The sequence below is a fragment of the Methylibium sp. genome, assembly GCF_013817365.1.
Taxonomy (GTDB): domain Bacteria; phylum Pseudomonadota; class Gammaproteobacteria; order Burkholderiales; family Burkholderiaceae_C; genus Methylibium.
The window spans coordinates 1-20,451 of the sequence record NZ_JACDCU010000019.1; the positions used below are offsets into that span (position 1 = coordinate 1).

34 protein-coding genes are annotated in these 20,451 nt (G+C 68.0%); 4 read left to right on the forward strand and 30 right to left on the reverse strand.

The window, feature by feature from the left end:
- Nucleotides 1-92: 92 nt before the first annotated feature.
- The 7 genes from H0W38_RS02620 to H0W38_RS02650 are packed head-to-tail and all read right to left on the reverse strand — an operon-like array spanning nucleotide 93 to nucleotide 2,342.
- Nucleotides 93-557 carry a hypothetical protein gene (locus H0W38_RS02620; RefSeq protein ID WP_292450969.1) on the reverse strand — a complete coding sequence of 155 codons (465 nt, stop codon included), beginning with the start codon at nucleotides 555-557 and terminating at the stop codon, nucleotides 93-95.
- The gene (locus H0W38_RS02625) at nucleotides 544-753 is read right to left on the reverse strand and encodes a hypothetical protein (protein WP_292450970.1); all 210 of its coding nucleotides are present in this window, start codon (nucleotides 751-753) and stop codon (nucleotides 544-546) included. Before H0W38_RS02625 ends, H0W38_RS02620 begins: the two co-directional genes overlap by 14 nt.
- Nucleotides 750-1,007, reverse strand: a complete 258-nt coding sequence (locus H0W38_RS02630) for a hypothetical protein (protein WP_292450971.1) — start codon at nucleotides 1,005-1,007, stop codon at nucleotides 750-752. Before H0W38_RS02630 ends, H0W38_RS02625 begins: the two co-directional genes overlap by 4 nt.
- Nucleotides 1,004-1,378, reverse strand: a complete 375-nt coding sequence (locus H0W38_RS02635) for a hypothetical protein (RefSeq protein ID WP_292450972.1) — start codon at nucleotides 1,376-1,378, stop codon at nucleotides 1,004-1,006. The genes H0W38_RS02630 and H0W38_RS02635 overlap by 4 nt, the downstream gene beginning before the upstream one ends.
- On the reverse strand, nucleotides 1,375-1,662 hold the full coding sequence (locus tag H0W38_RS02640) for a hypothetical protein (protein ID WP_292450973.1): 288 nt from the start codon (nucleotides 1,660-1,662) through the stop codon (nucleotides 1,375-1,377). The genes H0W38_RS02635 and H0W38_RS02640 overlap by 4 nt, the downstream gene beginning before the upstream one ends.
- The gene (locus H0W38_RS02645; RefSeq protein ID WP_292450974.1) at nucleotides 1,659-1,979 is read right to left on the reverse strand and encodes a hypothetical protein; all 321 of its coding nucleotides are present in this window, start codon (nucleotides 1,977-1,979) and stop codon (nucleotides 1,659-1,661) included. Before H0W38_RS02645 ends, H0W38_RS02640 begins: the two co-directional genes overlap by 4 nt.
- Before the next feature lie 27 nt (nucleotides 1,980-2,006).
- Nucleotides 2,007-2,342, reverse strand: a complete 336-nt coding sequence (locus H0W38_RS02650; protein ID WP_292450975.1) for a hypothetical protein — start codon at nucleotides 2,340-2,342, stop codon at nucleotides 2,007-2,009.
- Between the two features lie 100 nt (nucleotides 2,343-2,442).
- Between H0W38_RS02650 and H0W38_RS02655 the strand changes: the two genes are divergently transcribed.
- Nucleotides 2,443-2,604 carry a hypothetical protein gene (locus tag H0W38_RS02655; protein WP_292450976.1) on the forward strand — a complete coding sequence of 54 codons (162 nt, stop codon included), beginning with the start codon at nucleotides 2,443-2,445 and terminating at the stop codon, nucleotides 2,602-2,604.
- Between the two features lie 5 nt (nucleotides 2,605-2,609).
- Here H0W38_RS02655 and H0W38_RS02660 read toward each other — a convergent pair whose 3' ends face one another.
- The 16 genes from H0W38_RS02660 to H0W38_RS02740 all read right to left on the reverse strand — a co-directional run bounded on the left by H0W38_RS02660 (nucleotide 2,610) and on the right by H0W38_RS02740 (nucleotide 11,431).
- Entirely contained in the window at nucleotides 2,610-3,938 is a 1,329-nt protein-coding gene (locus H0W38_RS02660) for a DNA cytosine methyltransferase (protein ID WP_367161569.1), read from the reverse strand.
- Nucleotide 3,939: 1 nt separating this feature from the next.
- Nucleotides 3,940-4,275, reverse strand: a complete 336-nt coding sequence (locus tag H0W38_RS02670) for a hypothetical protein (RefSeq protein WP_292450977.1) — start codon at nucleotides 4,273-4,275, stop codon at nucleotides 3,940-3,942.
- The gene (locus tag H0W38_RS02675; protein WP_292450978.1) at nucleotides 4,272-4,523 is read right to left on the reverse strand and encodes a hypothetical protein; all 252 of its coding nucleotides are present in this window, start codon (nucleotides 4,521-4,523) and stop codon (nucleotides 4,272-4,274) included. The genes H0W38_RS02670 and H0W38_RS02675 overlap by 4 nt, the downstream gene beginning before the upstream one ends.
- Entirely contained in the window at nucleotides 4,520-4,714 is a 195-nt protein-coding gene (locus H0W38_RS02680; protein ID WP_292450979.1) for a hypothetical protein, read from the reverse strand. The genes H0W38_RS02675 and H0W38_RS02680 overlap by 4 nt, the downstream gene beginning before the upstream one ends.
- The gene (locus tag H0W38_RS02685; RefSeq protein WP_292450980.1) at nucleotides 4,711-5,190 is read right to left on the reverse strand and encodes a hypothetical protein; all 480 of its coding nucleotides are present in this window, start codon (nucleotides 5,188-5,190) and stop codon (nucleotides 4,711-4,713) included. The genes H0W38_RS02680 and H0W38_RS02685 overlap by 4 nt, the downstream gene beginning before the upstream one ends.
- The gene (locus H0W38_RS02690) at nucleotides 5,187-5,777 is read right to left on the reverse strand and encodes a hypothetical protein (RefSeq protein WP_292450982.1); all 591 of its coding nucleotides are present in this window, start codon (nucleotides 5,775-5,777) and stop codon (nucleotides 5,187-5,189) included. The genes H0W38_RS02685 and H0W38_RS02690 overlap by 4 nt, the downstream gene beginning before the upstream one ends.
- The gene (locus H0W38_RS02695) at nucleotides 5,774-7,963 is read right to left on the reverse strand and encodes an AAA family ATPase (protein ID WP_292450983.1); all 2,190 of its coding nucleotides are present in this window, start codon (nucleotides 7,961-7,963) and stop codon (nucleotides 5,774-5,776) included. The genes H0W38_RS02690 and H0W38_RS02695 overlap by 4 nt, the downstream gene beginning before the upstream one ends.
- Nucleotides 7,960-8,139 carry a hypothetical protein gene (locus tag H0W38_RS02700; RefSeq protein ID WP_292450984.1) on the reverse strand — a complete coding sequence of 60 codons (180 nt, stop codon included), beginning with the start codon at nucleotides 8,137-8,139 and terminating at the stop codon, nucleotides 7,960-7,962. Before H0W38_RS02700 ends, H0W38_RS02695 begins: the two co-directional genes overlap by 4 nt.
- A 77-nt stretch (nucleotides 8,140-8,216) precedes the next feature.
- Complete coding sequence (locus tag H0W38_RS02705) at nucleotides 8,217-8,798, reverse strand: DUF2815 family protein (protein ID WP_292450985.1); 582 nt, start codon at nucleotides 8,796-8,798, stop codon at nucleotides 8,217-8,219.
- Between the two features lie 64 nt (nucleotides 8,799-8,862).
- Nucleotides 8,863-10,011: a DUF2800 domain-containing protein gene (locus H0W38_RS02710; RefSeq protein ID WP_292450987.1), complete on the reverse strand. Its 1,149-nt coding sequence runs from the start codon at nucleotides 10,009-10,011 to the stop codon at nucleotides 8,863-8,865.
- Nucleotides 10,008-10,223: a hypothetical protein gene (locus H0W38_RS02715; protein ID WP_292450988.1), complete on the reverse strand. Its 216-nt coding sequence runs from the start codon at nucleotides 10,221-10,223 to the stop codon at nucleotides 10,008-10,010. Before H0W38_RS02715 ends, H0W38_RS02710 begins: the two co-directional genes overlap by 4 nt.
- Entirely contained in the window at nucleotides 10,216-10,443 is a 228-nt protein-coding gene (locus H0W38_RS02720; protein ID WP_292450989.1) for a hypothetical protein, read from the reverse strand. Before H0W38_RS02720 ends, H0W38_RS02715 begins: the two co-directional genes overlap by 8 nt.
- Complete coding sequence (locus H0W38_RS02725) at nucleotides 10,440-10,724, reverse strand: hypothetical protein (RefSeq protein ID WP_292450990.1); 285 nt, start codon at nucleotides 10,722-10,724, stop codon at nucleotides 10,440-10,442. Before H0W38_RS02725 ends, H0W38_RS02720 begins: the two co-directional genes overlap by 4 nt.
- A 58-nt stretch (nucleotides 10,725-10,782) precedes the next feature.
- Nucleotides 10,783-11,022, reverse strand: a complete 240-nt coding sequence (locus tag H0W38_RS02730) for a hypothetical protein (protein WP_292450992.1) — start codon at nucleotides 11,020-11,022, stop codon at nucleotides 10,783-10,785.
- Nucleotides 11,019-11,243 carry a helix-turn-helix domain-containing protein gene (locus H0W38_RS02735; protein ID WP_292450994.1) on the reverse strand — a complete coding sequence of 75 codons (225 nt, stop codon included), beginning with the start codon at nucleotides 11,241-11,243 and terminating at the stop codon, nucleotides 11,019-11,021. The genes H0W38_RS02730 and H0W38_RS02735 overlap by 4 nt, the downstream gene beginning before the upstream one ends.
- On the reverse strand, nucleotides 11,240-11,431 hold the full coding sequence (locus H0W38_RS02740; RefSeq protein ID WP_292450996.1) for a ribbon-helix-helix protein, CopG family: 192 nt from the start codon (nucleotides 11,429-11,431) through the stop codon (nucleotides 11,240-11,242). The genes H0W38_RS02735 and H0W38_RS02740 overlap by 4 nt, the downstream gene beginning before the upstream one ends.
- Before the next feature lie 15 nt (nucleotides 11,432-11,446).
- Between H0W38_RS02740 and H0W38_RS02745 the strand changes: the two genes are divergently transcribed.
- The 3 genes from H0W38_RS02745 (at nucleotide 11,447) to H0W38_RS02755 (ending at nucleotide 14,268) form a co-directional block, all read left to right on the forward strand.
- Complete coding sequence (locus tag H0W38_RS02745; RefSeq protein WP_292450998.1) at nucleotides 11,447-11,938, forward strand: hypothetical protein; 492 nt, start codon at nucleotides 11,447-11,449, stop codon at nucleotides 11,936-11,938.
- A 438-nt stretch (nucleotides 11,939-12,376) separates the two neighbouring features.
- Nucleotides 12,377-13,285, forward strand: a complete 909-nt coding sequence (locus H0W38_RS02750) for a site-specific integrase (RefSeq protein WP_292451000.1) — start codon at nucleotides 12,377-12,379, stop codon at nucleotides 13,283-13,285.
- A 320-nt stretch (nucleotides 13,286-13,605) separates the two neighbouring features.
- Nucleotides 13,606-14,268, forward strand: a complete 663-nt coding sequence (locus tag H0W38_RS02755) for a hypothetical protein (protein ID WP_292451002.1) — start codon at nucleotides 13,606-13,608, stop codon at nucleotides 14,266-14,268.
- Nucleotides 14,269-14,271: 3 nt separating this feature from the next.
- Here the strand turns inward: H0W38_RS02755 and H0W38_RS02760 are convergent, their stop codons facing one another.
- From H0W38_RS02760 to H0W38_RS02790, 7 genes are all read right to left on the reverse strand, one after another.
- On the reverse strand, nucleotides 14,272-15,363 hold the full coding sequence (locus H0W38_RS02760; protein WP_292451004.1) for a hypothetical protein: 1,092 nt from the start codon (nucleotides 15,361-15,363) through the stop codon (nucleotides 14,272-14,274).
- A gap of 3 nt (nucleotides 15,364-15,366) precedes the next feature.
- Nucleotides 15,367-15,804 carry a hypothetical protein gene (locus H0W38_RS02765; protein ID WP_292451005.1) on the reverse strand — a complete coding sequence of 146 codons (438 nt, stop codon included), beginning with the start codon at nucleotides 15,802-15,804 and terminating at the stop codon, nucleotides 15,367-15,369.
- Nucleotides 15,801-18,212, reverse strand: a complete 2,412-nt coding sequence (locus H0W38_RS02770) for a hypothetical protein (RefSeq protein ID WP_292451007.1) — start codon at nucleotides 18,210-18,212, stop codon at nucleotides 15,801-15,803. Before H0W38_RS02770 ends, H0W38_RS02765 begins: the two co-directional genes overlap by 4 nt.
- Complete coding sequence (locus H0W38_RS02775; RefSeq protein WP_292451008.1) at nucleotides 18,213-18,638, reverse strand: hypothetical protein; 426 nt, start codon at nucleotides 18,636-18,638, stop codon at nucleotides 18,213-18,215.
- Between the two features lie 3 nt (nucleotides 18,639-18,641).
- Nucleotides 18,642-19,469 carry a hypothetical protein gene (locus H0W38_RS02780; RefSeq protein ID WP_292451010.1) on the reverse strand — a complete coding sequence of 276 codons (828 nt, stop codon included), beginning with the start codon at nucleotides 19,467-19,469 and terminating at the stop codon, nucleotides 18,642-18,644.
- The gene (locus H0W38_RS02785) at nucleotides 19,469-20,104 is read right to left on the reverse strand and encodes a hypothetical protein (RefSeq protein WP_292451011.1); all 636 of its coding nucleotides are present in this window, start codon (nucleotides 20,102-20,104) and stop codon (nucleotides 19,469-19,471) included. Before H0W38_RS02785 ends, H0W38_RS02780 begins: the two co-directional genes overlap by 1 nt.
- A partial coding sequence (locus H0W38_RS02790) for a hypothetical protein (RefSeq protein WP_292451013.1) occupies nucleotides 20,101-20,451 on the reverse strand: 351 nt, incomplete at its 5' end. The genes H0W38_RS02790 and H0W38_RS02785, both read right to left, overlap by 4 nt.

The following is a 20,451-nucleotide window of genomic DNA, read 5'->3' on the forward strand; positions in this document are numbered from 1 at the left end:
AAACTCGTACGCGCCGCAGTGGCAGCAGACGACCTGCGATGCGCCGTCGCCGCGCACGAAGCTGGGGTTTGGCGTATGCCAACAATGCTTGCTCATCTCTCCCCCTCCTTCGCAGCAGGCGCGGCGAGGGCGGCGTTCAGTCGGTCCAGCTTCCTCTGCCACCAGTCGATCGGGAACTCCATCGACGAGCACGCGCCAGCGACGACCCGCCGGGCGCCATCGGCTTCGCGGCGCACGACTTCTCGCAGAGCAGCCGCATCCGCCAGGGCGGCGTCGCGCTCCTTGCGCATGTCCTCGGTGATTTTCTGCTCGCGCAGCACGCGGGCTTTCCAGACGTCGCGCTCCCTGAAAGCCTCCTCTGCCACTCGCCGCTGGGCGACGAGTTCACTGTAGCCTCCCGCCTCGGGCGGCGTCGGGGCGCTGGGGGCTGGGCGGAAGCCCGCTGCGAGGATCGCGTCGGCCGCGTCATTCCACGACGAGTCTCGTTCGGACAGATCGAGCAGCACACGCAGCAGCGTCTCGCGGTCGGCGTCGTCGGTGGGGTTACTTGGCTGCACGGCGTACCTCCTGAATCCGAACTCGGACGAAGCGGAACCTCCCCCGATAACTACTCCAAAGTGCGGCCTTCGCCCGCGCCGCTGCCTCGCTTATGAATGTCCGGTCGTCAGCCGTCTCGCTGCCGCTCGTGTAGAGCACCATCCACGCCATCTTGTCGAGCGGCTTGGGCTTCTTGGCGGTGGGCTTGGCGGTCATGGCGTGGTGGTGGGCAGTGGTGGGATCTCGCAGCCGAGGACCGCGCGGTATGCGTCATTTTGTCCGTAGTGGTACTGGCGGTCATGGTAGCCAGCGCCAACCGCGTCGGCAGCGTGTCCGCATGCGTCGCGCATCGCCTCCGCGCCAGCCCGATAGGCGTCGGCCATGGCGGCGGTGTGGTCGGAGTACGACACGTATTCACCCCGGTCCCAGGGGTCGCCCTCGTCATCGAACGTGTACCGCGTGATCGTCATGGCGTGTCCTTGGCGGCGGCGATGGCGTCCCGGGCTACGACCTCGCACGCTTCACGGCATCTGTTGTAGGTTCCGTCCGCGCGCACTGGCGCAGCGATCAGTTCCAACGCCGCACGAAGCGCGTCGCGTTCGCGGGTGATGGCGACGTACGTCGCTGTCAGGGTTTCGCACGCGTCGCAGACAATCGCATGCCGTTGCCCCTCCACCCAGCCGATGGCGGACAGGGCGGCGATGGCTGCGGATGCTACGTCGCGGATGTACTCGTCATTCGCGCCGGGAAAGTTGTCGAGCATGTGCTCGATCGCCTTCGCCACGGCCTCCACGGCTGCGGGGTCGAACTCTCCAGGATTGCTTGATGGTTGGTCGGTCATGCATCCTCCCGATCCATCCGACCCTGGCACGTCGCGCAGAGGAACATGTCCGAGCACGGCTCGACTTCGCCGCAGCGGCGGCACTCGATTCGCTCCGCTGCGTCTGCGGCCTCGTCCTCAGCTTCGTCCGGGTCGCGGATGACGGAGTAGGCGGCGAACGTCCCGTAGTTCCGCTCCTCGCACGCTTCCTCCGCAGCCTCGCGCGATGTGAACGGCTTGCCGACCGGCATCTGTTCGGCCGGCTCCCAGTAGCCGCCGATGGTGCGGGATAGGTGCCACTTCATGGCGTGGCTCCGGTGGCCTTGGCGACCGGCGTCGCATTGTAGATCGCCAGCGCGATGGCTTCGATGGTGAGCGCCGCGTCCAGGTCGGGGGTGGTCGGCTCGAAGTAGTAGTTTCCGAACCGCGCTTCCGCAGCCGCCGCGCGGTGCTCGTCGACCGTCATGCGCCGCTTGGTCGCCGCATTCGACAGCCTACGGATAGCCAGGTCGCAGCGGTCTTGGACCTGCGGGTGCTTGGGCGCGTGGGCTGCGCGGATGGCCTCCAGCTTGGCGATGACTTCGCGGAGGGTCGGGGCGGTCATGACGCTGTCATTGCTCATGTCTGGTGTTCCTTGCGTGGGGGTGGGTCAGCGCGCAGCGATCAGCGCGGCCGTGACGCGATCCATGATCCGATCGACGCGGCGCGGCGTGCGGTGATCGCCGCCGAGGGAGAAAGACCGGCGCGTAGTCACTCCGCTATAGAGTCCGGAAAGAGTGTGTCCGTCCGCGATGGCGCCGACCATATCGCGCAGCGCGCGGTCGCGCTCGACGGGATCGGCTATCTCGCCGGTCGCGACCAGCGCCAGCCGCAGAGTACACCGCAGCGCAGACGCGCGATTCCTGGCGGTATCCGCCCGCGCCAGCCGGCGCTGCGCGATGCGCCAGTCTAGTGCAGCGAGGCGGGGGTCGGTGGTGGTCGTCATGGCCGGTGTCCTTGCGGGTGATGCTCAGAGCATACACCGCGTTTCCGTTGCGCAAGAACCTTTTCGTTGTGCCATTAAGCCCGCCGCATACCCTGCCAGCATGCGCAAGCCCAAGATCGGCCGTCCGCCCCTGCCGCCTGGCGAGCGCCGCGTCACCCTGACCGTCCGCGTACGGCCAGCGACCAAGGCCGAAGCCGCGCGCCGTGCCAAGGCACACGGCACGTCGCAGGGCGAGGAAACCGACCGCGCGTTCGGCGCATAACCGGCTCACGGGGCGACTCCGGTCGACTGTGGGGAGGTCATGGGTCCGCCGAGCAGGCGCCAGGCTGCGGCGGCACAGAGCGGGACTTGGCCGTTGCCCAGTGCCGCAATCTGGCGTGCGCGAGCGGCCACCCCATGAGCCACGCGACCCACGTCGGGTTCAGACTCCCACCAGGCGCCGCCGCCAGCGTCGGTTGGCCGCCCTGCATTTGGTTCGGCCCGCCCTTCTCCCCGTCGCTCGCCCGCGGCGTCGGGAACTTCACCCAAGACGCCAGCGACACCGTCACTCGGCCGTGCTTCTCCAGCCGCCCCAGCAGGCTCTCCTCGCTCGCTGCAAACTCGTGCGCAGTCGGCGTCGGTAGGACCGCGATGCGGCTGCCCACCCGTCTCGTTTCGCCATGCACGGCACCACCAGCGTTCGCGACGGTGCGGGGCGCCGACGTCGTCAGCTCCCAGCACCAGCCACCGAGCATCGTACCCAAGCGCGGCCAACGACTCAAGAATCGCGGAGTAATACCAAACAGATCCGCGTCGGGCAGATACCAGTCGCCCGCACTCGGGACAGGCCCCTTCTTGTTCAACGCCTGAATCCTCGCCTTCATCTCCGCCGCCGTCGCTCGCGTCGTCTCCGTCCACCCCTCCGCCCGGCGCAGGTCGTCGAGCGCCAAGGCGATCTCCGCCTGTTCTCTCTTGAGAATCAAGAATGGGCGAATCCGACGGAGAAAGACGGCGGCAGAGGCCCCATTGATACGCCATGTCGTTTGCGTGGCCCACTCCGGCCGCTTGAAGTCCTGCGCGTAGAGGTGACCACCGAAGGTTTCGCGCATGCTCGTCAGTAGGGCTTTCGCCTTGTCCGACATCGACACCTGCACGACGACCGTGAACGTCCGCTTGGTTGTCTGCCGCTGAAGGCGAACGCAGCCCTCCCCGTCGATGAGGCCAGCCGCATACGCAGCTAGGGGATCGTGAGGTGAGGACTCCAGGCGAGTTTTCGAGAAAGACATGTTTGGGTCTGATTGCCGCCACACAGCGAAGGACGTCCCCGAACAATTCGCGAGAGTCGAGCGTGCCCTTACGGCTTCCGGCGACGCTAAAAGGCTGGCAAGGGAAGCCCGCATGCAGGCAATCCACTCGTCCCGCCCACGGGGATGGATCGAACAGCCGGACGTCTCCCTCGTGCACGTGCAGGCCGGGGAACCAGTCATCGGCTGCGCGCTCTCGGAGCACGGCGCAGCAGTAGGCGTCCCACTCGACGGCGCAGACGGGGGTGTGTCCAAGAATGAGGTCTGCAAGCAGCCCTCCGCCAGCACCGGCGAACAGGTGGAGCGTCCGCATGTCATCGTTCCCCCTGCCCCGCCACGAACGCCCGGACGTCGTCCCCCCAGCCCTGCCCCACCCGCTCCCAGGCGTCCAGCCCCAGCAGCGCCGGTTGCCAGCCGCTCACGTCCCGGTCGCTGGGATGCACCAGGCAGGCTACCTCGATCAGCAGCGCCCCTAGGATGCCCTCAGATCGACGAACGACGGCTTGCCGCACCAACCGCTGGTAGCGGACCGATGCCTCGCGTACGGGCACAGGAAGGGCGTAGAGCGCGGTGAAGTCGGGAGCCGGGCGCGGCGGGGGCGCGATGGCGACGTAGCGGTCGAGGTGCCAGCGGCGGATGCGGGTGGTCATTCGACACCGCGCTTGGTCGGGTCGACTTCGATGATGCCGCCGTCGCTGCTGGCTAGGTACTGGCGCCCGGTCTGCCTGTCGGTGATAAGCGTTGCCACACGGCCGATGTACTCGCTGGTGAAGCGGGGCGGCGGTGATGGCGATGGTGGCGCGGTCGGCACGTCCGGCATGTTGCTGGCGAACACCGCCAGGCCGCCGAACAGGGCTGCCAACCCAAAGGCCACGTAGGGGAACGGATCGCGGCTCATGCCCCCACCCCCGCCCCCGGCCTGACCACGTCCCCGTAGGCGAACCCATCGCCCCGCGCCACCCGCGCCGGGCCCTTGTCGGGGTCGCGCTCGTCCACCGGGTAGGCCGACAGCAGGCGGTAGGCGGCCTTCTCCGACATGCCCACGGCGAGGTACTCGCGCATCAGGCAACGGCGTTCGGAGAGGGTCATGCTTCGATCTCCGAGGCTGCGGAGCGATCCGCGACGGTGCAGGCCACCGCCAAAGCCGACCACACATCGCCGCTGACGCCGTAGAGCGGCCCCGGCGCCTTCTTTGTTCCGATGGCGAGATCGCGGCCGGGTCCGAAGCGGTCGAGCAGGGCTTGGCGGATGGTCGCGTCGTTGGCCTTGTTCGATCGGCAGAGATGAAGCTTTACCTCCTGCCGATAGACCATCTCAACGGTGCATCCGCGGTCCTCCGCGATCTGGGCGAAGCGCCCGATGGTCACGCAGGTCTCGAACACTTCCCGGCCGACAGGCATGCCGTAGCAGGCAACCATTTCGATGGCGACGCGGCATGGCTTGGAGAGCCGCAGCAGGGCCGCGACCGCGTCGTTCTCGGTCTTGGCCCAGGCGACAGGGACGCCATCGGCGTAGCGCAGCCACGCTGATTCGGTCGGTCCCGGGTCGATACAAAGCAGGTTCACGAGTTTGCCTTTCGCATCATGTCCGCGACGTCCCGACCAACGCGAACGGCGGCGGCGGTCATGTCCTCGCGGGTCCGTTGCTCGTCGTCGTGGTGGTAGGTGCCGCCGCGCCGGGCTTCGGCCTCGCGCCGCTGCTTGTCGGTGCTGATGCCGGCCGAGATGATGCCCAGGGCAGCGAGTCGCGCGGCGCTGGCATTGGCATGCAACTTGGACAACTCAGCCGGCCATGTGTGCGGTGGTCCGCTGAGGTCAGGCGCGACGGTCTGCACATCAGGCACGTCGAGGCGCACGCGGACGGGGTTGCAGCCGTGGGGGATCAGCCCCTCGGTCTCGATGGCGACGCGCTCACTCGCGTCGTGCGCCTGGTCGGGCGTCATGCCCAGCGCGATCAGCCGATCGGCCAGATCGTCGGGCGGCCAGGGGGGCGCCGTGATGGCAGCGATGACCTCGGCCTTGTGGGCAGCGATCTCGGCCAGGAGTCGATCGGCCTCGGGCGTCTCGGGTGCTTCGTAGTCCAGCCCGGTCGGCCCGATGGTCAGGACGACGCCGGCGGCTTCGGCGTCCAGGAGGAGCGCGGCAACGCTCACAGCGTGCCCCGGCGCTTGGGCTTCGGGGCCGGATCAGCGAATAGATCCTCCTCGGTCGATGGCTTCGAGGCCATGCGGTTGTGCTTTGCGCTTACGTGATCCGCACCCGCACCACCCTTCTTATAGAAGGGGGTGGCGGGTGCAGAGGAGGCGGTCATATCGGGGTCTGCACCCGGGTGCAAGTTGTCACGACAAGGGTTTACAGCTTTTGCACCCACCCCCGCGCACCCGGGTGCATCGCTTGCACCCGCTCTTGCACCCCCCCCCTGTTTTTCGGAGGCGGGTGCAAAGTCATAAGTCGCGTTGTTGTTGGCTGCGGTCACCAGCCCCGCGGCGGTCAGGGCAAGCCCCTCCGGGGACAGCCATCCAGCGGAACGCAGGCGGGCGATGGGCCGCGTAGTCGGGCTGCCGCGGCCGAGACCGCATGCGTCGGCTACGCTGCGCACGGTCGGCGCCTCGCCCCGCAGATGCATGGCAGCGATGGCGCACAGGACGTCCAAGTCACGGCTCTCGCTCACCATCTCCCGCGCCTGCTTTTCGCTCTGGGGGATCAGGACCGGCACCGGCTTGTCGCCAACGGTCACCGTGTCGATGCGCCAGGAGCCGACGTGCCCGCGCTCACCGTCGCGGCTCTTGGTCGTGGTCAGCAAAACACCCGACCCGGCCGCCTCGACCGAGGCCTTCCACTCCAGGCGTGCCTCGAAGACGAGCGTGCCGCGGGCGGACCCGGTATCGGCCTTGGTGGAGTGATGGACGATACAGACGGCCAGGCGGTATCGCTCGGCCAGTACGCGCAGCCCGGACATCACCATCTCGGCTGCGCCGTCCTGCTCGGCGTAGCCGCCGCCACCGTGGGCGCGCGCCGAGTCCCATGTGTCGACCACGATCAGCAGGACCGGGTTATCGGCCGCCTTGCCGTTCTCATGCTCGACAAGCAGGCGCAGAGCCTCGATGTCGCCCGGCAGCCGCTTCGGCACGTCGACGACGGACACGATATTGTCCTGCACATCGTCCGGGATCGCGAGCATGCGCCGCTCGGTCGACGCAGGCGCGTCTGGACACAGGTAGATGACCTTGCCGCGGCGCGTCTCTCGGCCGGCGAACGGCTCCCCTGCTGCGACGCAGCGCGCCAGCTCCAGTGATACGAGCGTCTTGCCCACACCCGGCAGGGCGATGAAAGCGGCGATGCCACCGACCGGCAGGCAGCCGGCGACGATCTCCGGCGGCGGGTTCATCCGGTTCGCCAGGCGGTCCTGGCGGTAGCGCGCCGCGAGCATCGCCACAGGCGGCGGTGCGGGCGGCTCGGCGCCGGCAGCGACAGCCGCTACAACCGGGTCGAAGTCGTAGCGCGCGAGCGAGCGGGCGAGCACGCGGACCTCAGCAGCGCCGAGCGGCGGCTGGCAGCGTTCCCGGTTGACGATTTGCAGCGCGCCATCCATCGCCTCGTCGGACAGGCCGAGGTTGCGGAGATGCCCAGCTAGACTGGCGAGGCCGTTGTTGCGCCGCCCTTCACCGATGATGAGCGATGTCGCCGTTGCCTCCGCCGCGATCGTCGGCGCCTTCTGGGGCTTCGCGGCTTCGCCGGCGCCTTCGGGGTGCGCCGCCAGGAGTTGGTCAAAGGTGTAGACCGCAGCCGGTGCGTGCTTGAGCACGCGGTACATCTGCGGATTGACGGGGTTCTTGAAGTGCTGGAACCCAGCCACGCGCATGACGCGCGACTCGTTGACGACCTGCACGTCGGTGCCGTAGTAGGAGAGGAGCCGCTTCTGCACCGCGCGGAACCTGGCGATGTCCTCCCCCTCCTCAGTCGTCCAGTAGGCGTGCCAATGCGTATCATCGCGGCAGACGATGAGCGTCGGCGGCAGCGCCCACGTCTCCGGGAGCGGGATGTTGTCGCCGTCGACGAACGCCGCGCGCGGCGCAACCACGCTGGCGTCGTCGTGTCCGTTCGGCCGCGTCTCGTTGACGACGACAAAGACCCCGTAGCCAAGCCGCTGCTTGGCTACCAAGTCGTTGACCACCGCATCGAAAGAGCCGTACCACGTGTACGCCGGTGCGCCGCGGACGGTGTCGCTGAACGCGCGCCACGACAAAGGCGCGGCGGTGTCCTCGACCAATGCGGCCAGGAACGCCAGTGTCTCGACACGATCATAGGAACCCGGCGCGCGCGCCTCGGTAGTGGTCATGCGGACTCCGATTTCTGAAACGGGCACGGCTCGCCGGTGCGCCGCTCGTACACCCCGCGCGCGATCTCGAACGACCGCGCGCCGTAGCCGCGCGCCCTGGCCTCGGTGACGAGAGCAAGGAAGGCGTACAGCCCGGACGGGTCGTACTTCCGGTCGATGACAACGGCGTCGGGCATGAATTGTCCTTTGGTGCGAGGGGCAGCGCGTCGCCACCCCTCGGCTTTTTCAGTCGATGATCACGAACCAGTCGGGATCAAAACGGCTCCTCGAAGTCGCCAGTCGCGTTCGGCCTGGCGGGCGCGGCCTTGGCACCGGCGACCGCTGCGAAGTCGTCTTCGGCGCGGCTTGGCCCGCCGCCGAACGCATCGCCGTCGCGCGTCTTTTGAATGTTGTTCAGCCCGAACGCGACGCCGCGATTGCCGTTGGTGTCGTACGCATAGGCGCGCACCGAGGCGCGGACGTAGCAGCCGGCATAGATCGCTGACGCATCGATGATCGGCTGCACGTTCTCATCGACCACGCCGGGCTTCTGCTTCGACGAGATGTTGATGAAGACGCAGTCCTTATAGCCGTCCAACTCCTTCTCGTTGCCATCGCGGAACGGCGAGCGGAGGTTGGCGGGCTTCTTGTCGCCCCACTTCTCCTTCACCGCTGCCGACGCTGCGGCCTTGAGCGCCGACAGGTCGGCGTCCTTCGGGAAGATCAGCACGCACGAGTATTTTGGCTCGCCGGCTGATCCCTCCATCGGCGCGCGCGGGACAAACAGCGACGGGAACGACAGGCGCGCTTCGGGGGTGATCAGCTTGGCAGACTTGGTCGGGGCTTCGGTGCTCATGTAGTGCTCCTTTGAGCGTTGGTGCCGCGACGCCGAGCAGGCGCGCAGCCGTGTGGGTGGTTGGTCAGGTGGTGACCGAGAAGTCGGAAACAGCGGATGCGGCGATGGCCGGGCGCGCGTCGCTCTCGCGCACGAGTTGCGGGTTGCCCGCTGACTGCGTGATGAGTTGCGCGACCTTGGCGACCGCGGCCTTGCCGGTCTTGCCGTCGCGCTTCTCGATCGCGGCGGGCGAGAGCACGGATCGCTCGTAGGGGTCGACACCCTGCGCCGAGAGCGCGGCAGCGGCGTCGGCGTCATCGACCCAGCGACGCGCGCCGCGTTTACCGGCGACCAGCTTGTGGCGCGGCACCGTCACGCCGCTGCACGCGAGCGACAGCGCATGCGCGCGCACGGCGTCCAGCCACGACTCGATGGTGCTGGCGTGGTCGAGCACCATCGCCACCTGCTGCGGCGTCAGCGCATGCGGCGCAGGCGGATGGATGACCGGGGCGAAGTCCGCTTGCGCGATCGTCACCGCATGCCGATGCAGCGCCGGACAGGTCGCCGCTGCGGCGCAGTAGCGGCAGTGTGGACCGGCGACGAGCGGAGCATCCGGCTTGGCCGTCTCGTCGGCCGCAGCGCGGAACCGCTCGGCCCATGCCTGCATCTGCTCGCGCGCGTACGTGATCGACCGCACCGGCCCATCGCGGTGCGGCGCGTTCGGCTGCACGATAACGCAGGTTACATGCGTGCAGTCGTGTGCGTTGTAGGCGCCCAATCCGTAATACGGCATCTGCGGCCCGTCGACCTCGACGGCGTTCATGCCGTTCTTGTAATCGATCACGACCGCCTCGCCCCACGGCTGCACGATCATGGCGTCGGCGGTCCCGAACATATCGGGATGGAGCCACGACAGATCGACGCGGACCTCCACTGAGAGGAGCGCGCCGGGCATCTGCGCCTGCCAATCGCGAACCGTGTCGAGGTAGACCTGCACCGCCTCGGCCATCGCCTCGTCAACGGTGTGGTCCTCGAACGTGTTGCCGATCTGCGACGCGGCGGACTTCTCGTTGACCAGGCACCACTCGGCCAGCGCGTGTGCCGCGGTGCCGAGCAGGCTGTCGGGGCTGGACTGCGACGGCGGCAGCGACGCGCAGGCCGCGACCGATCCGGGGCAGGCCATCCACCGCTTGGCGTTGGACGCCCCGAGGGGCGAGTGTGCGAGTTGGTTCATACGCTGCTCCATTCCATCACCTGCTGCGCTTCATCCGCCGGCTGCACGGGCGCCTCGCCTGAGCGCATGAACGCGGCAAGCGATCGATGCACGTTTGCCGACGCCGCGAACTCGCGCGCCAGCGCATGCGCTGCGGCCATGTCGCGCGCACCCATGTCGAACAGCAGATCGGCGGTGCGGCGCGCGATGGCGTCGATAGTGGCGTTATCCACGACGGACCTCGCCCATCAGCCACCCGACAAGGAAAGCGTCGTCGAACTTGCTGGCAGCGGCGAGCCGCCGCCTCAAGTCCTCGGCGCGCTCCAGCATGTGCGCGGCTTCCAGCGCGTCGGCCTGCTGGCTGGTCATCTTCACTGTGTCGGCGTGCGGATCGACGACGCCGTACACGCGCTTGTCCGTCGCCGGCTGGTGGGGGGCGGGGCGGGGAATCACTGCGCTCTCCGCACCGCGCCATGGAGCTTGGACAGCAGCGACACCGCTGCGCCGAAGCCGGCGGTGGGCAGGTCGGGGCAGTCGGCGCGTTCGCTGATCGCTTCCAGCGCACGCTCGGCCTCGTGCAGCGAGGTCAGCGCGTGGTGCAGCGCGGTCTCCGCGCAGAGCAGCGCGGCTCTATCCGAGAGCGTGGCGTAAAGACCGACCTGGCGGCTGACGGCGTCTGCGATGCAAGCGCCGGACTGCTGGCGCAAGTCGTCGGTGTCGGTATGGTCGGGCATAGGTGTCTCCGTGTGAAGTGGCCCGAGTCGGTTGCTGCCGGCTCGGGCTTTTTGTTGGTCAGCGGTAGAGCGCGGCGCCGACGTGGTAGGCGAGGTAGACCATCGCGAAGCCGACGAGCGACAGCGACAGCGCCATCACGACGCCGTAGAAGACAGCGAACTCGTCGCCCGGACGTGCGTCCGGCTCGTCGGTCAGCGGCGGGTACTCGGCCAACTTCTTGCCGCAGCGGTCGAAGATGACGGTGCCGCCATCGTGGCTGCGGGCGACGTAGACCGTGTCGCGGCGGGGGTCGATCACGGGGCCGCGCCCTGCGACGCGGCGGCATCAGGGAGCAGCCACCCCGCGGCGACCAGCTTCGCCGTCAGGAAGCGCGCATGCCGCTGATGCCTCGACCGGCCGACGTGGAACACCGAGCCGGCAGGGAAGTCGCCGCGCGCGACCATGTAGCGGACGGTGCGGTCGGACTTGCCCAGCAGCGCAGCGACGTCGCGCGTGGTCAGGAGGGTGCCGGTGGTCACGGCGTGCGACCACGGCGCGCGGAGGTTGCGCGGCTTGGCGCATCTGCACTATCTGGCGCATGCTTCCCAAGCCCTGCGCGCAGCGCCTCGCAGACGACCCACGACAGCGGCCGGCGCTGGCGGGCCACTTCGGCGCGAACGGCTGCGTTCAGCTCGTCGTCGATCGTGATGGAGAGTGTGGGTTTCATGGCGTTTGAATCCTAATGGGACTCACCTTGGTTGAAAAAAGAAGCGCGGGCTGCGCGCTGACGATGGGGAGTATGAGTCCCATTGGGATTCAAGCAAGGGGGACTTTCAATAGTCCCAATGACGGAATAATCTTCGGCGTGCCTCGGCAGTTCTCAGTCGTGCTTAAGTCGTTGATCGACGCGGGGTTCCCCAGCGGTCGCGCGTTCATCCGCGCAGCGGAGCGCGGCCGAGACGAGGACAGCGGCGCCGCCTACCTGTCCAAAGTCCTGGCGGGAACCAAGCCCGCCCCCCTGGACCGGGTCGAGGGGTGGGCCAACGCCCTCGGTCTCACCGGGACCGAGCGTGCGCATTTTCTCTCCTTGGCCGAGCTTTCCCACGGACCCGAGACCGTGGAAGCCGAGTACCTGCGGATGCGTCAGGAGCTTGCGGAGCTTCGTTCAGCAGTTCGCGAAGCTCGGCAGCGAGGTCTCGCGCCTCATCGGCCAGAGCGGCAAAAGCCAGAGTGACGGCCCGCCAGTAACGCCGGCTGGATTCGCGTGGGGGTAGGGATCTGGTCCCCCCGTCAGCCGGCTTTTTAGTGTGCCGGGCACCCTGTCGGGGTGCGGTCATATCGGGTTCATTTCTACTCTAGTTCCCAGTGGACACGAGCGCGAGTTTCCCCCGCGCTTACGGGGATTTTCGACAAGTTTTCCACAGCGCCTACGGTTGAAGCGAAGCCAAGCGCGCCACCCTGCCGCCGCATGGCATGGGTCGAGAAGCGTCCGCAGGGATGGGTCGTTCGCTGGCGTGACGCCGAGGGCAAGCACAGCACGCGCGCCTACGGATCGAAAGCAGCGGCGTCCGCGGCTGCGGTCGAGTTCGAGCAGCGCACCGCGCCGAAGCGCCGCCAGCGGCGACACAGCGCCCGGCCGGTCGAGCAACTGACCGTCGCGCAGATCGCGGACTTGTGGCGCATCGCCAATGAGGGCGACGCCAGCCGCATGCGGCGACCAGGCGCCGCGGAGTACCTGACCACGGCCGTCGCGCAGGTTGTTCGAACATGCGCCGGCAAGGGATGGCTGATGCCCGGCGACATCACGCCCGCAGCCGCGACCTCGCTGCGTCGGGCCAATCCCAAGACCGTGTCGATCCTGCGGGGCATGCTGCGTTGGGCGCGCGACCAGCACGGCGTGCCGTTTGATCCGCTCGTCTACGCCGCCCTGCGCCCAGCGCCCAGCCGCCGCGCCGAGCGCGACCTGCTGACTGATCGGCAGGCGCGCTACGTCCTGGCCCGCGCGCGGCGATGGAAGCAGATGCCGCTGTTTTCCTGCCTGATGGCCTACGGCTGGCGCCCGGTGACGGCATGCCGCCTGCGGGTGCGCGACTTCAACCACAAGACCGGGACGATCCGCACGGCGGTGAAGCACAACGGCCAGCCGTGGGAGCACCCGATGTTTCCGGAGCACGTCGCCATGCTGCGCGGTCTCGCCGCCGACCGCCCAGGCGATGCCCCCCTGTTCCTGACGCCACGCGGCAAGCCCTGGCGCATCAGCGCCCGCGGGGCAGCCGCCACCCTCACGGTCTGGTACCGCCGGAACATCGCCCCCAAGCGGCCAGGGAACGTCGGCAACATCTACGCCCTCAAGCGCCTGGCGATCTCGCGCATGCTCACCGGCGCCTGGCCGTGGCCGCAGTCGCTCAGCCCCGCCGACGTCTGCCTGTTCACCGGCCAGCGGTCGGCAGAGATTGTCGTCCGCTACTTCGTCACGCAGGCAGATCGCGCGCGGAAGCTGGTGGGCAATAGTGGGGCACAAGGGGCACTGACCCCCCGTATGTTGCCGGATACTGCCGGTGTTCCACGTGGACCGGCCTAGATATGGCCGGTACTTGCAGATTACTTCCGGGGGTTGCTGGCATGGCAGGTCATTCGCACTGGGCGAACAGGCAGCCGCGGCGGCGTGTCGTATCGATTGCGGGGGACTATACTTATCCGGCGTACCGAGCAGCGACCGCGGGGGCAACAGTGGGGCAACTGGCAAAGTCGTAACCATTTCAGCCGAACGCTGGCGGCAAGAACCCCCACCCTACGCCCAACTACGTGCCGTTGTCAAACCCCCTCCGCACCTGCCCAGACGTAGCGAGTAGTCCGATGGTGGCGGTAGCGGGGCGGTGCCGGCTGGTGTACCTCTCCCCCATGCGCTTCTTCATCCTCGCCCTGGTCGTCGGCTCGCTGTCAGCCGCGCAGGAGACCTTCACCCTCGACGACGGCCGGACGATCACCGGCGAGTACGACGACGCTGACCAGCGGCTCTACACGACGATCGCCGGCAAGACGCAGTCGCTCCTGATCGCCAATGACCAGATCGTCGAGCGGGTGCCGGTCGGAACGAAGAAGCCGCTCGCGCCGCTGCCGGCCAATGGCGCCGCCGTGGCGCCGCCGGTGATCGGCGCCGCGCCGGTGGCCGAGGCGCCCAAGCCGATGACCCCGGAGGAGAAGAAAGCCGCCGACGCGGCCTACTCGCTGGCGCTCCTGGATCGCGCGTCGGACAAGCTGATCGCGGAGTCGGAGAAGGCGACGCGCGATGCGGCCAGCGCACGCAAGGACAGCGCGCACCAGATCGCCACCGCCCGGAATCACTGGCGCGCATTCTGCAAGCGCGCGGCGCTGGAAGGCGTGCCGTGCGACCCGAACGTGCCGTCGCGCGAGTTGATCATCTTGCCGCGCACGTCGGGCAACAACCGCGCCACGGTCGAGTCGCTGCTGCTGGCGGATCAGCGGATGGCGAAGGCCGGCGAGCTTGATGCGCTTGCGGCACGGAAGCGCGTCGAGGCCGCGGCGGTTGCGCGCGGTCGGTGATCGTTAGAAGCCGGGGATTGATCCCGTAATAATGCCGCCTGGCGCGACGAGGTTGCCGGGGCCGGTCGCGGTAAATGGCAGTGGAATATCGACGCGCGGGACGAGGTATAGATACAGCCCGCCAAGTCCGCTTAGGTGGAGAGCGATAGGTGCCGAACTGAAAGTAAATGCGCAGCTTAGCGACAATATGGGCGTATCGCCAAGACTAGGGATGAGATCCCCCACGTTTCCCTTATTTACGACGTAGGTCGCCGGGGCGCCGCCGAAGCTGGTTAGTTCGCCACGGGTGAAAGTGACGACGCGGCTTGCGGAGCCAAGGGTTAGCGTCGCAGTCATCGACTGAAATTGCGGATACGTGGCGGCCGGGTTTGGCGTGTACCAATTGTCATTCACGCGGAGGTACATGCCCACGCTGCGGTACCCGGGCACTAGCAAGTTCCCGAGGCTTTCTGGCGCTGTTCTTGAAGTCGCGCCCGCCGCGAATGTCGTGGAACCCGCGCCCCACGATATTTGCACTGGACGGTCAATGTCGGCGTTTGGCGGCGGCTCTGATAGCGACGTGTTGTATCGCACGTGCAGATTATTCCGATTCCATGGCCCCCACGGGTTCACGCCGTCATTAGCCAGCGGGTAGTGGATGCCGCCCGCCGACCGCACGAAATTGGCCGGGGAGCCGGCGCTTGGAAAGAATGGCGACGAATAGCCCGGGGGGTTCGGGTTGGCCGTTAGCCATCCATCGGCACCGCCGCCCCATTGGCAGGCCGGGCCGATGTTGCGCGTGTTGCGCGCGGTGTAGCCCGCAGGCAGCGTCGCCGGAACGCCCATCCAATTGTCTTGGTCCAGCTCATCCTGATTGAGCGAGCCAGTACTACTTGCCGCAAGGCAGCGGACCCAAAGCGTTTCAGGCCCATAGGCTAATCCGTTAATGTCCTGGGCGTGCAAGTTTTCGCGCACTTCCGCGAGGATGCGCGTTGTGCTCGTTCCTTTCATCGGCTGTTGCCGGCCCCAGCGTCGCGCCCAGCTTCCGCCGCCGAGCGTGAATGCGGTTGTTACGACGTTTGCGGCGCCGACTTGTTGCGGAGTGACGTTGCCCATGGGTCAGAGGAACAGGACCGGGTACGCGGACACGGTCGCGCCGTCGGGATCGCCCGCCACCGCGATGCTCACCGGATCCTGCACCGCGATCACGTCGCTGGCGACAAGCGCGCGTTGAATGGCGGTGGTGCTATCGTTCAAGATGAGCACGTAGCCGGTCTGCACCACGCCGTTGACGTAGAGCACGCCGCGGCCGATGCCGTCGATGAACGTGCTGGTCACGGCGGGATCGTACGCCGACGGGACTGACGCGATTGCTGACGACGAGTATTTGACGCCGGTCTGGCCGGACGTGAGTGTCTGCCCGCTGGTGACGGACACGGTGCGCAGGTTGACCACCGCGCCCCCCGCCGGATGCCGCACCGGCCGCTTCGCCAATTCCTGACGCAACTTCTGTACCTCGCGCACCAGCGATTCAAACTCGCGTTGGCTGACGGTCATGCGCGGTCCAATTCGTTCCAGTCGGTGGACCATGTCGTGACGCCGCGCCCGTGATCGTAGGCGATGCGCGTAACGGGCGTATTCAGCACGTGGACCTCGCCGTTTGCGCGCATCAGTTCGACGGTCTGGCCGAGCGTGGCGTATGGCATGGGAGAAGGCGAGCCGCCATCGGCCGGAATCGTCGTGCCGTCGAAGGCGAGGAAGCTTCCGAGCAGCCCGCAGTCGCGGATCGCCCAGGTCGCCGTCCGCCTCGGCGTGCCGTACCACGACCACGTCAGATAATGCTGACGCGCGAGCGCAGATCGGTCGTCGCGCAGGATGCCCGGCGACGATGGAGACCCGGCGACCGCCGCGCGCCGCGGCGTGTGGCCGAGCACGTTGCTTCCGGTCGCGTCGTCGACATCCCAGATAGCGCCTGGATGCGCGAGCCACAGGTGGTGATCCGGCCGCTCGATCGTGGCCTTACGTTTGCAGTTGGGGTCGGCGTCCGGCATTCCCGTGCGGAAGCGCACGCGGTGCGGCAGTTGGATGGCGACGGTGAGCGCGAGCGCGGTGTAATACCCGATCGTCGGAATGGCGCCCAGGTGGCTGAGCGTTGGGTCCGAGAATACGCGAAGCCCGTTGCCGCTCCCCGCCTGGTTGTAGATCAGCACGTCCTGTCCGTCGATGCGTGCGTTAAGGTTGGCCCTCGTTTCCTGCTCCCACTTGAGAAACTTGTTCGCGGTGATGCGAATGAGGCCGAGCACCGGACGCCGCTGCGGATCGCCGCGCTCGGCGCCGGCGTCCCAGCGAATGTTGGACGCCGCACGATAGTCGTAGCCCTCGTACAACGGCAGATCGTCGAGCACGCGCAGCAGGACCGGACTGGTAAACGGCAGGTCCGTTCCGCTCGGTGCAATGATCTTGCCGTTGTTGACGCCGCCGACGGTGCCCGCCGGATCTTCGCCGCAGCGGTAGTCGCAGCGCAGCAACTCGCCATTGTCGCCATTGCCGGCCATGCAGTCCCAGCCGTAGGGCAGGCCGTGCAGTTGATAGACCGTCGACCAGCGTTCGGCTATCCGCTTGTTTGCGTCGGTTATCGCGCGGAAAGCGGTCTGGTCCGCTGCCGACCAGCGGCGTCGCATCGAGCGGCCTTCCTCGCTGCCGGCGCTGCCGGCCATGCCGTCGCGGTAGGACAGCGTGACAAGTACCTCGATCGGCTCGCCCACCGTCTCCAATGCGTCGAGGCCGAACTGGTCCTTGTCGCCCAGGTGGAACGCCTCGTCGACGCAGCGATGGTCCCCGATGAGGTCGACAAGTTCGATGCGCGAGCCACCGGACACGCCGGCAATCGTCACCTGGGACGCGGTCGGATCCTGGTAGGTGATGGCCGCGCTATTCTGCGCCCACACGCGCACGAACACCGTCAGCGGCCCGGTTGGGTTGCCGCTGTCGTCGTTCCAGTCGAGGAACGCCAGGCCTTTGCCGCGCTCGCGGCGCAGGATCCGCGTCAGCAGGTCCATGCAATTATCGCCGTCGCGGACCTCCCACGCGGACGCGCCCTTGAGTTGTTCGACCTCTTGCGCGCTACCGTTCCAATCGCCCGCGGAGCCGATGATGCCGAACAGCGGTTCCCCCGGTCGGCGGCACGCGGCAAGCGCGTTCTCGATCGCCTGTTGGTCGGTCCACGTCGTGCAGTCAGCCGATCCGGGGTAGCCGTGGAAGTAGGCGGCGACGGGAGGGATGACGGACCCAGCCGCGTCCGGCGACCAGACATCGCCACCCGACCAGCGGTTTGCAGCGGCACGGCTGTCCCGTGCGCGGCCAACGTTGTAGCCGGGATGGCCGCGGACGTTGCCGTATTCGACGGCTGACGACCCCGACGTGGAGCGGAAGCCGTGGCGGTCGAGCGCCCATCGCGTGATGCGCGCGAGGCCGTCGGTGCAGTGATAGACTCGATCCCCGGCCGGCACGTCTGCTGCCGGCCATCCGGTATCGTCCTGCGTCTGGACCTCGCCCCACCAGACGGTGCGCCACTCGGGGTCGCTGCCGTCTGTCGTGACGCGCGCCCCCTGGATGCGGACCTCGTAGCCGGTCAGGTCGCGCACCGCCGTCGCGACGTTGCCGGCTGCGGCCCCGCTGCCCGACGTGGCGGCTTCCGTGGTGGTCGAGTCGGGGCCGTAGATCTTCCCGTCTATGCGACCGAAGTGGAACAGGAAGCGCGCCGTGCCGATCATCGGCAGGCACGCCCGGTCGAAGTCGAGCACGCGGTATCCGCTGCCGCTCGGCGCTTGCCCCTCGTAGGGCAGGACTTCCCAGCCGCCGCCGCTGGTCCACGGGGTCGCGCCCGAGCCGGTCGCCCAGCGTTGCTTGACGACCGCCCGCATCAGCGGCCAGGTCTGATTCTCGATCGGCAGCGTGATCGCCACTCAAGCCCCCGTCAGTTCCAGCGACCACGCGCAGCGCACGTGCGCCATGCTCGCCGCACCGGCGCTCGGCCCGGTGACTTGACCGGCGCCGGGGATAGGCAGCAGGTCGCCCACGTGCATGCGCGGCAGGGTGAAGGTCGCGCCACCGGCATCGATGGACAGCGTGGCGATCTGGTGCGCGAGGCGGGCGGCGAGGTACGCCCGCGCCAGGGTCTCGGCAGCGGAGAAACTCGCGGCCTCGGCCAACGTCTGCACCGTCAGCGTCGGGTACTGGTGATGCACGGTGCGCCAGCGTCGGCCGTTGACGCCGGCCGCTTCGAGGACTTCCTCGATCAGCCGGGCGCTGTTGAGCGGGATGCCTTCGGACGACAGCACCGCCAAAAAGGTGAAGGTCGGGCCGGATGAGAAGCGGAGCGTGGAAGCCATGGATCAGTCCTTGCCGACCGCAGGAGCGACGGCCGGACGCGGCGCGGTGTTGCGCGCGATCGTTTCGAGCGTGTCGCGATTGCGGCTCTCTATGATGCCCGACTCGCGGGCGTCAGCGAACGGGAGATTCCCAAACGCATCAAGAGCAGCGCCAGCGCCGGCATTTCGTGCGCGGAAATTGTCTTTGACGGCAGCGATCCCGCGTTGTCTGGCGCCATCGGCCTGCCGTGCCGCAAGCGATCCGTCAGCGGTGCGATTCTCAAAGCTGCGAAGCTCCAGCTCGGCCAGCGCCTCGGGCGACATGGCCGCGCGGCGCCGTTGCCCCTCTGCGAATAGGCTGTCGACGCTGCCGTCGCGCGCAGCCTTGACGACCTCGCCCTGGTCGAACATGCCGGTACCAAACGCCGCAGTTGCGCGGGCCACACTTCGCTGGTCGAGCGGTCCGCCCTCGCCCAGCGCGGTCAAGAGGCTGGTCTGCTCATCGCGCGAGCGGTAGCCGCCGGCGGCATACGACTCCACAGCGTTGGCGTCGACTCCGAGTTTGCCCGCGGCCATGGAGCGGGCGAGCGCCCCGCCGCCGCTGGTCTTGCTCGCGGCGGCGGCTTCGGCGTTCACTTTCTTGAGCGCCTCTGCGGCCTGGCGGATCATGGCGACCAGGGCGCCGACGCCGAACAGGGACTTGACCAGTCCACCGCCCCACTTCTCCATGGCCTTGCCGACGCCCTTGGCCTCGACGCCAATGCCCTTGACGGCCCTCTGCGCCCGCACGGCTTCCGCGATCACGCGCGCCGCGTCGGCGTCGATGACGATCTTGGCTTGTGATTCAGCCATCAGGCGACCTTGCGCTGACTCGGAGCGCCGATGTTACGGGATGACGCCCCGATGATTGTGCGGCTGAACTGCGCGGCGACGCGGCCTGGCCTCGCGCTCGGGCGCAAGCGCGCGGAGCCGATGATGTCGGCCAGCGTCTTACTGATGATCTCGGCCAAGCGTGCCATTTCCCACGACGGGATGAACCGGAACGTGGCCGACGTCTCGGCGCGAACGGCGTGCCCGAACGGGATGCGGATGATGACCGACTGCTTGTTCAGCCCCTTGGACATGCCCTTGGCGGTCGCCCCGCGCATCGCGGCGACAATCATTTTCTCCCCGTTGCGCTGCGACCAGCCTGGCGCGGGTGGACCGCCGCCGGCCGGGGTGAGGCCGACGAACGGCAGGACCGGCCCGGCCGTCTGGCGCTCCTTGCTGGTCTGCCACTTGCGGCCAACGCTATAGCCCAGGCGCCGAGCGTAGGGCGTGAACCGCTTGGGCAGGAAGGTACGGATCCAGAAGTCCCCGGCCGCCTGCATGACCGTGCGCAGGATCAGATTGCGCTCGGCCGGCAGGAAGCTCAGCAGGCTCATCGTCTTGGCTTGGATCACCGTGCGGATCGGTCCGGCCGTCGTGCTCGCGATGGTCCGCATCATGGCGCCACCTGATGCGTCAGGGGCATGCCGGTGCCGGCGCCAAGCACCTGCGCCACGAGTTGATCGTCGAGCAGCCCAAGCGCCGCGATCGTCCCCTCGCTGACGTAGTTCGCCGCAGCCAGGAGCACCGCCGACCAATGGCAGGCCGGCGCCATGTCAATGCCATCGCGGATGCCGGCGCGAGCCGACTGCGCAACCGCTTCGCACCGCGCCTGCACGACGCTCGGCTGCGGCAGGTAGTCGCGGCCGGCGTAGCGCACGAGGTAGGCGCGCTCGCCGTCCTCGGTGAGAATGACCGGCGCCTGCCAGGTCTCGCCACCGATCGAGGTCGCCGGCAAGGTGCGGCA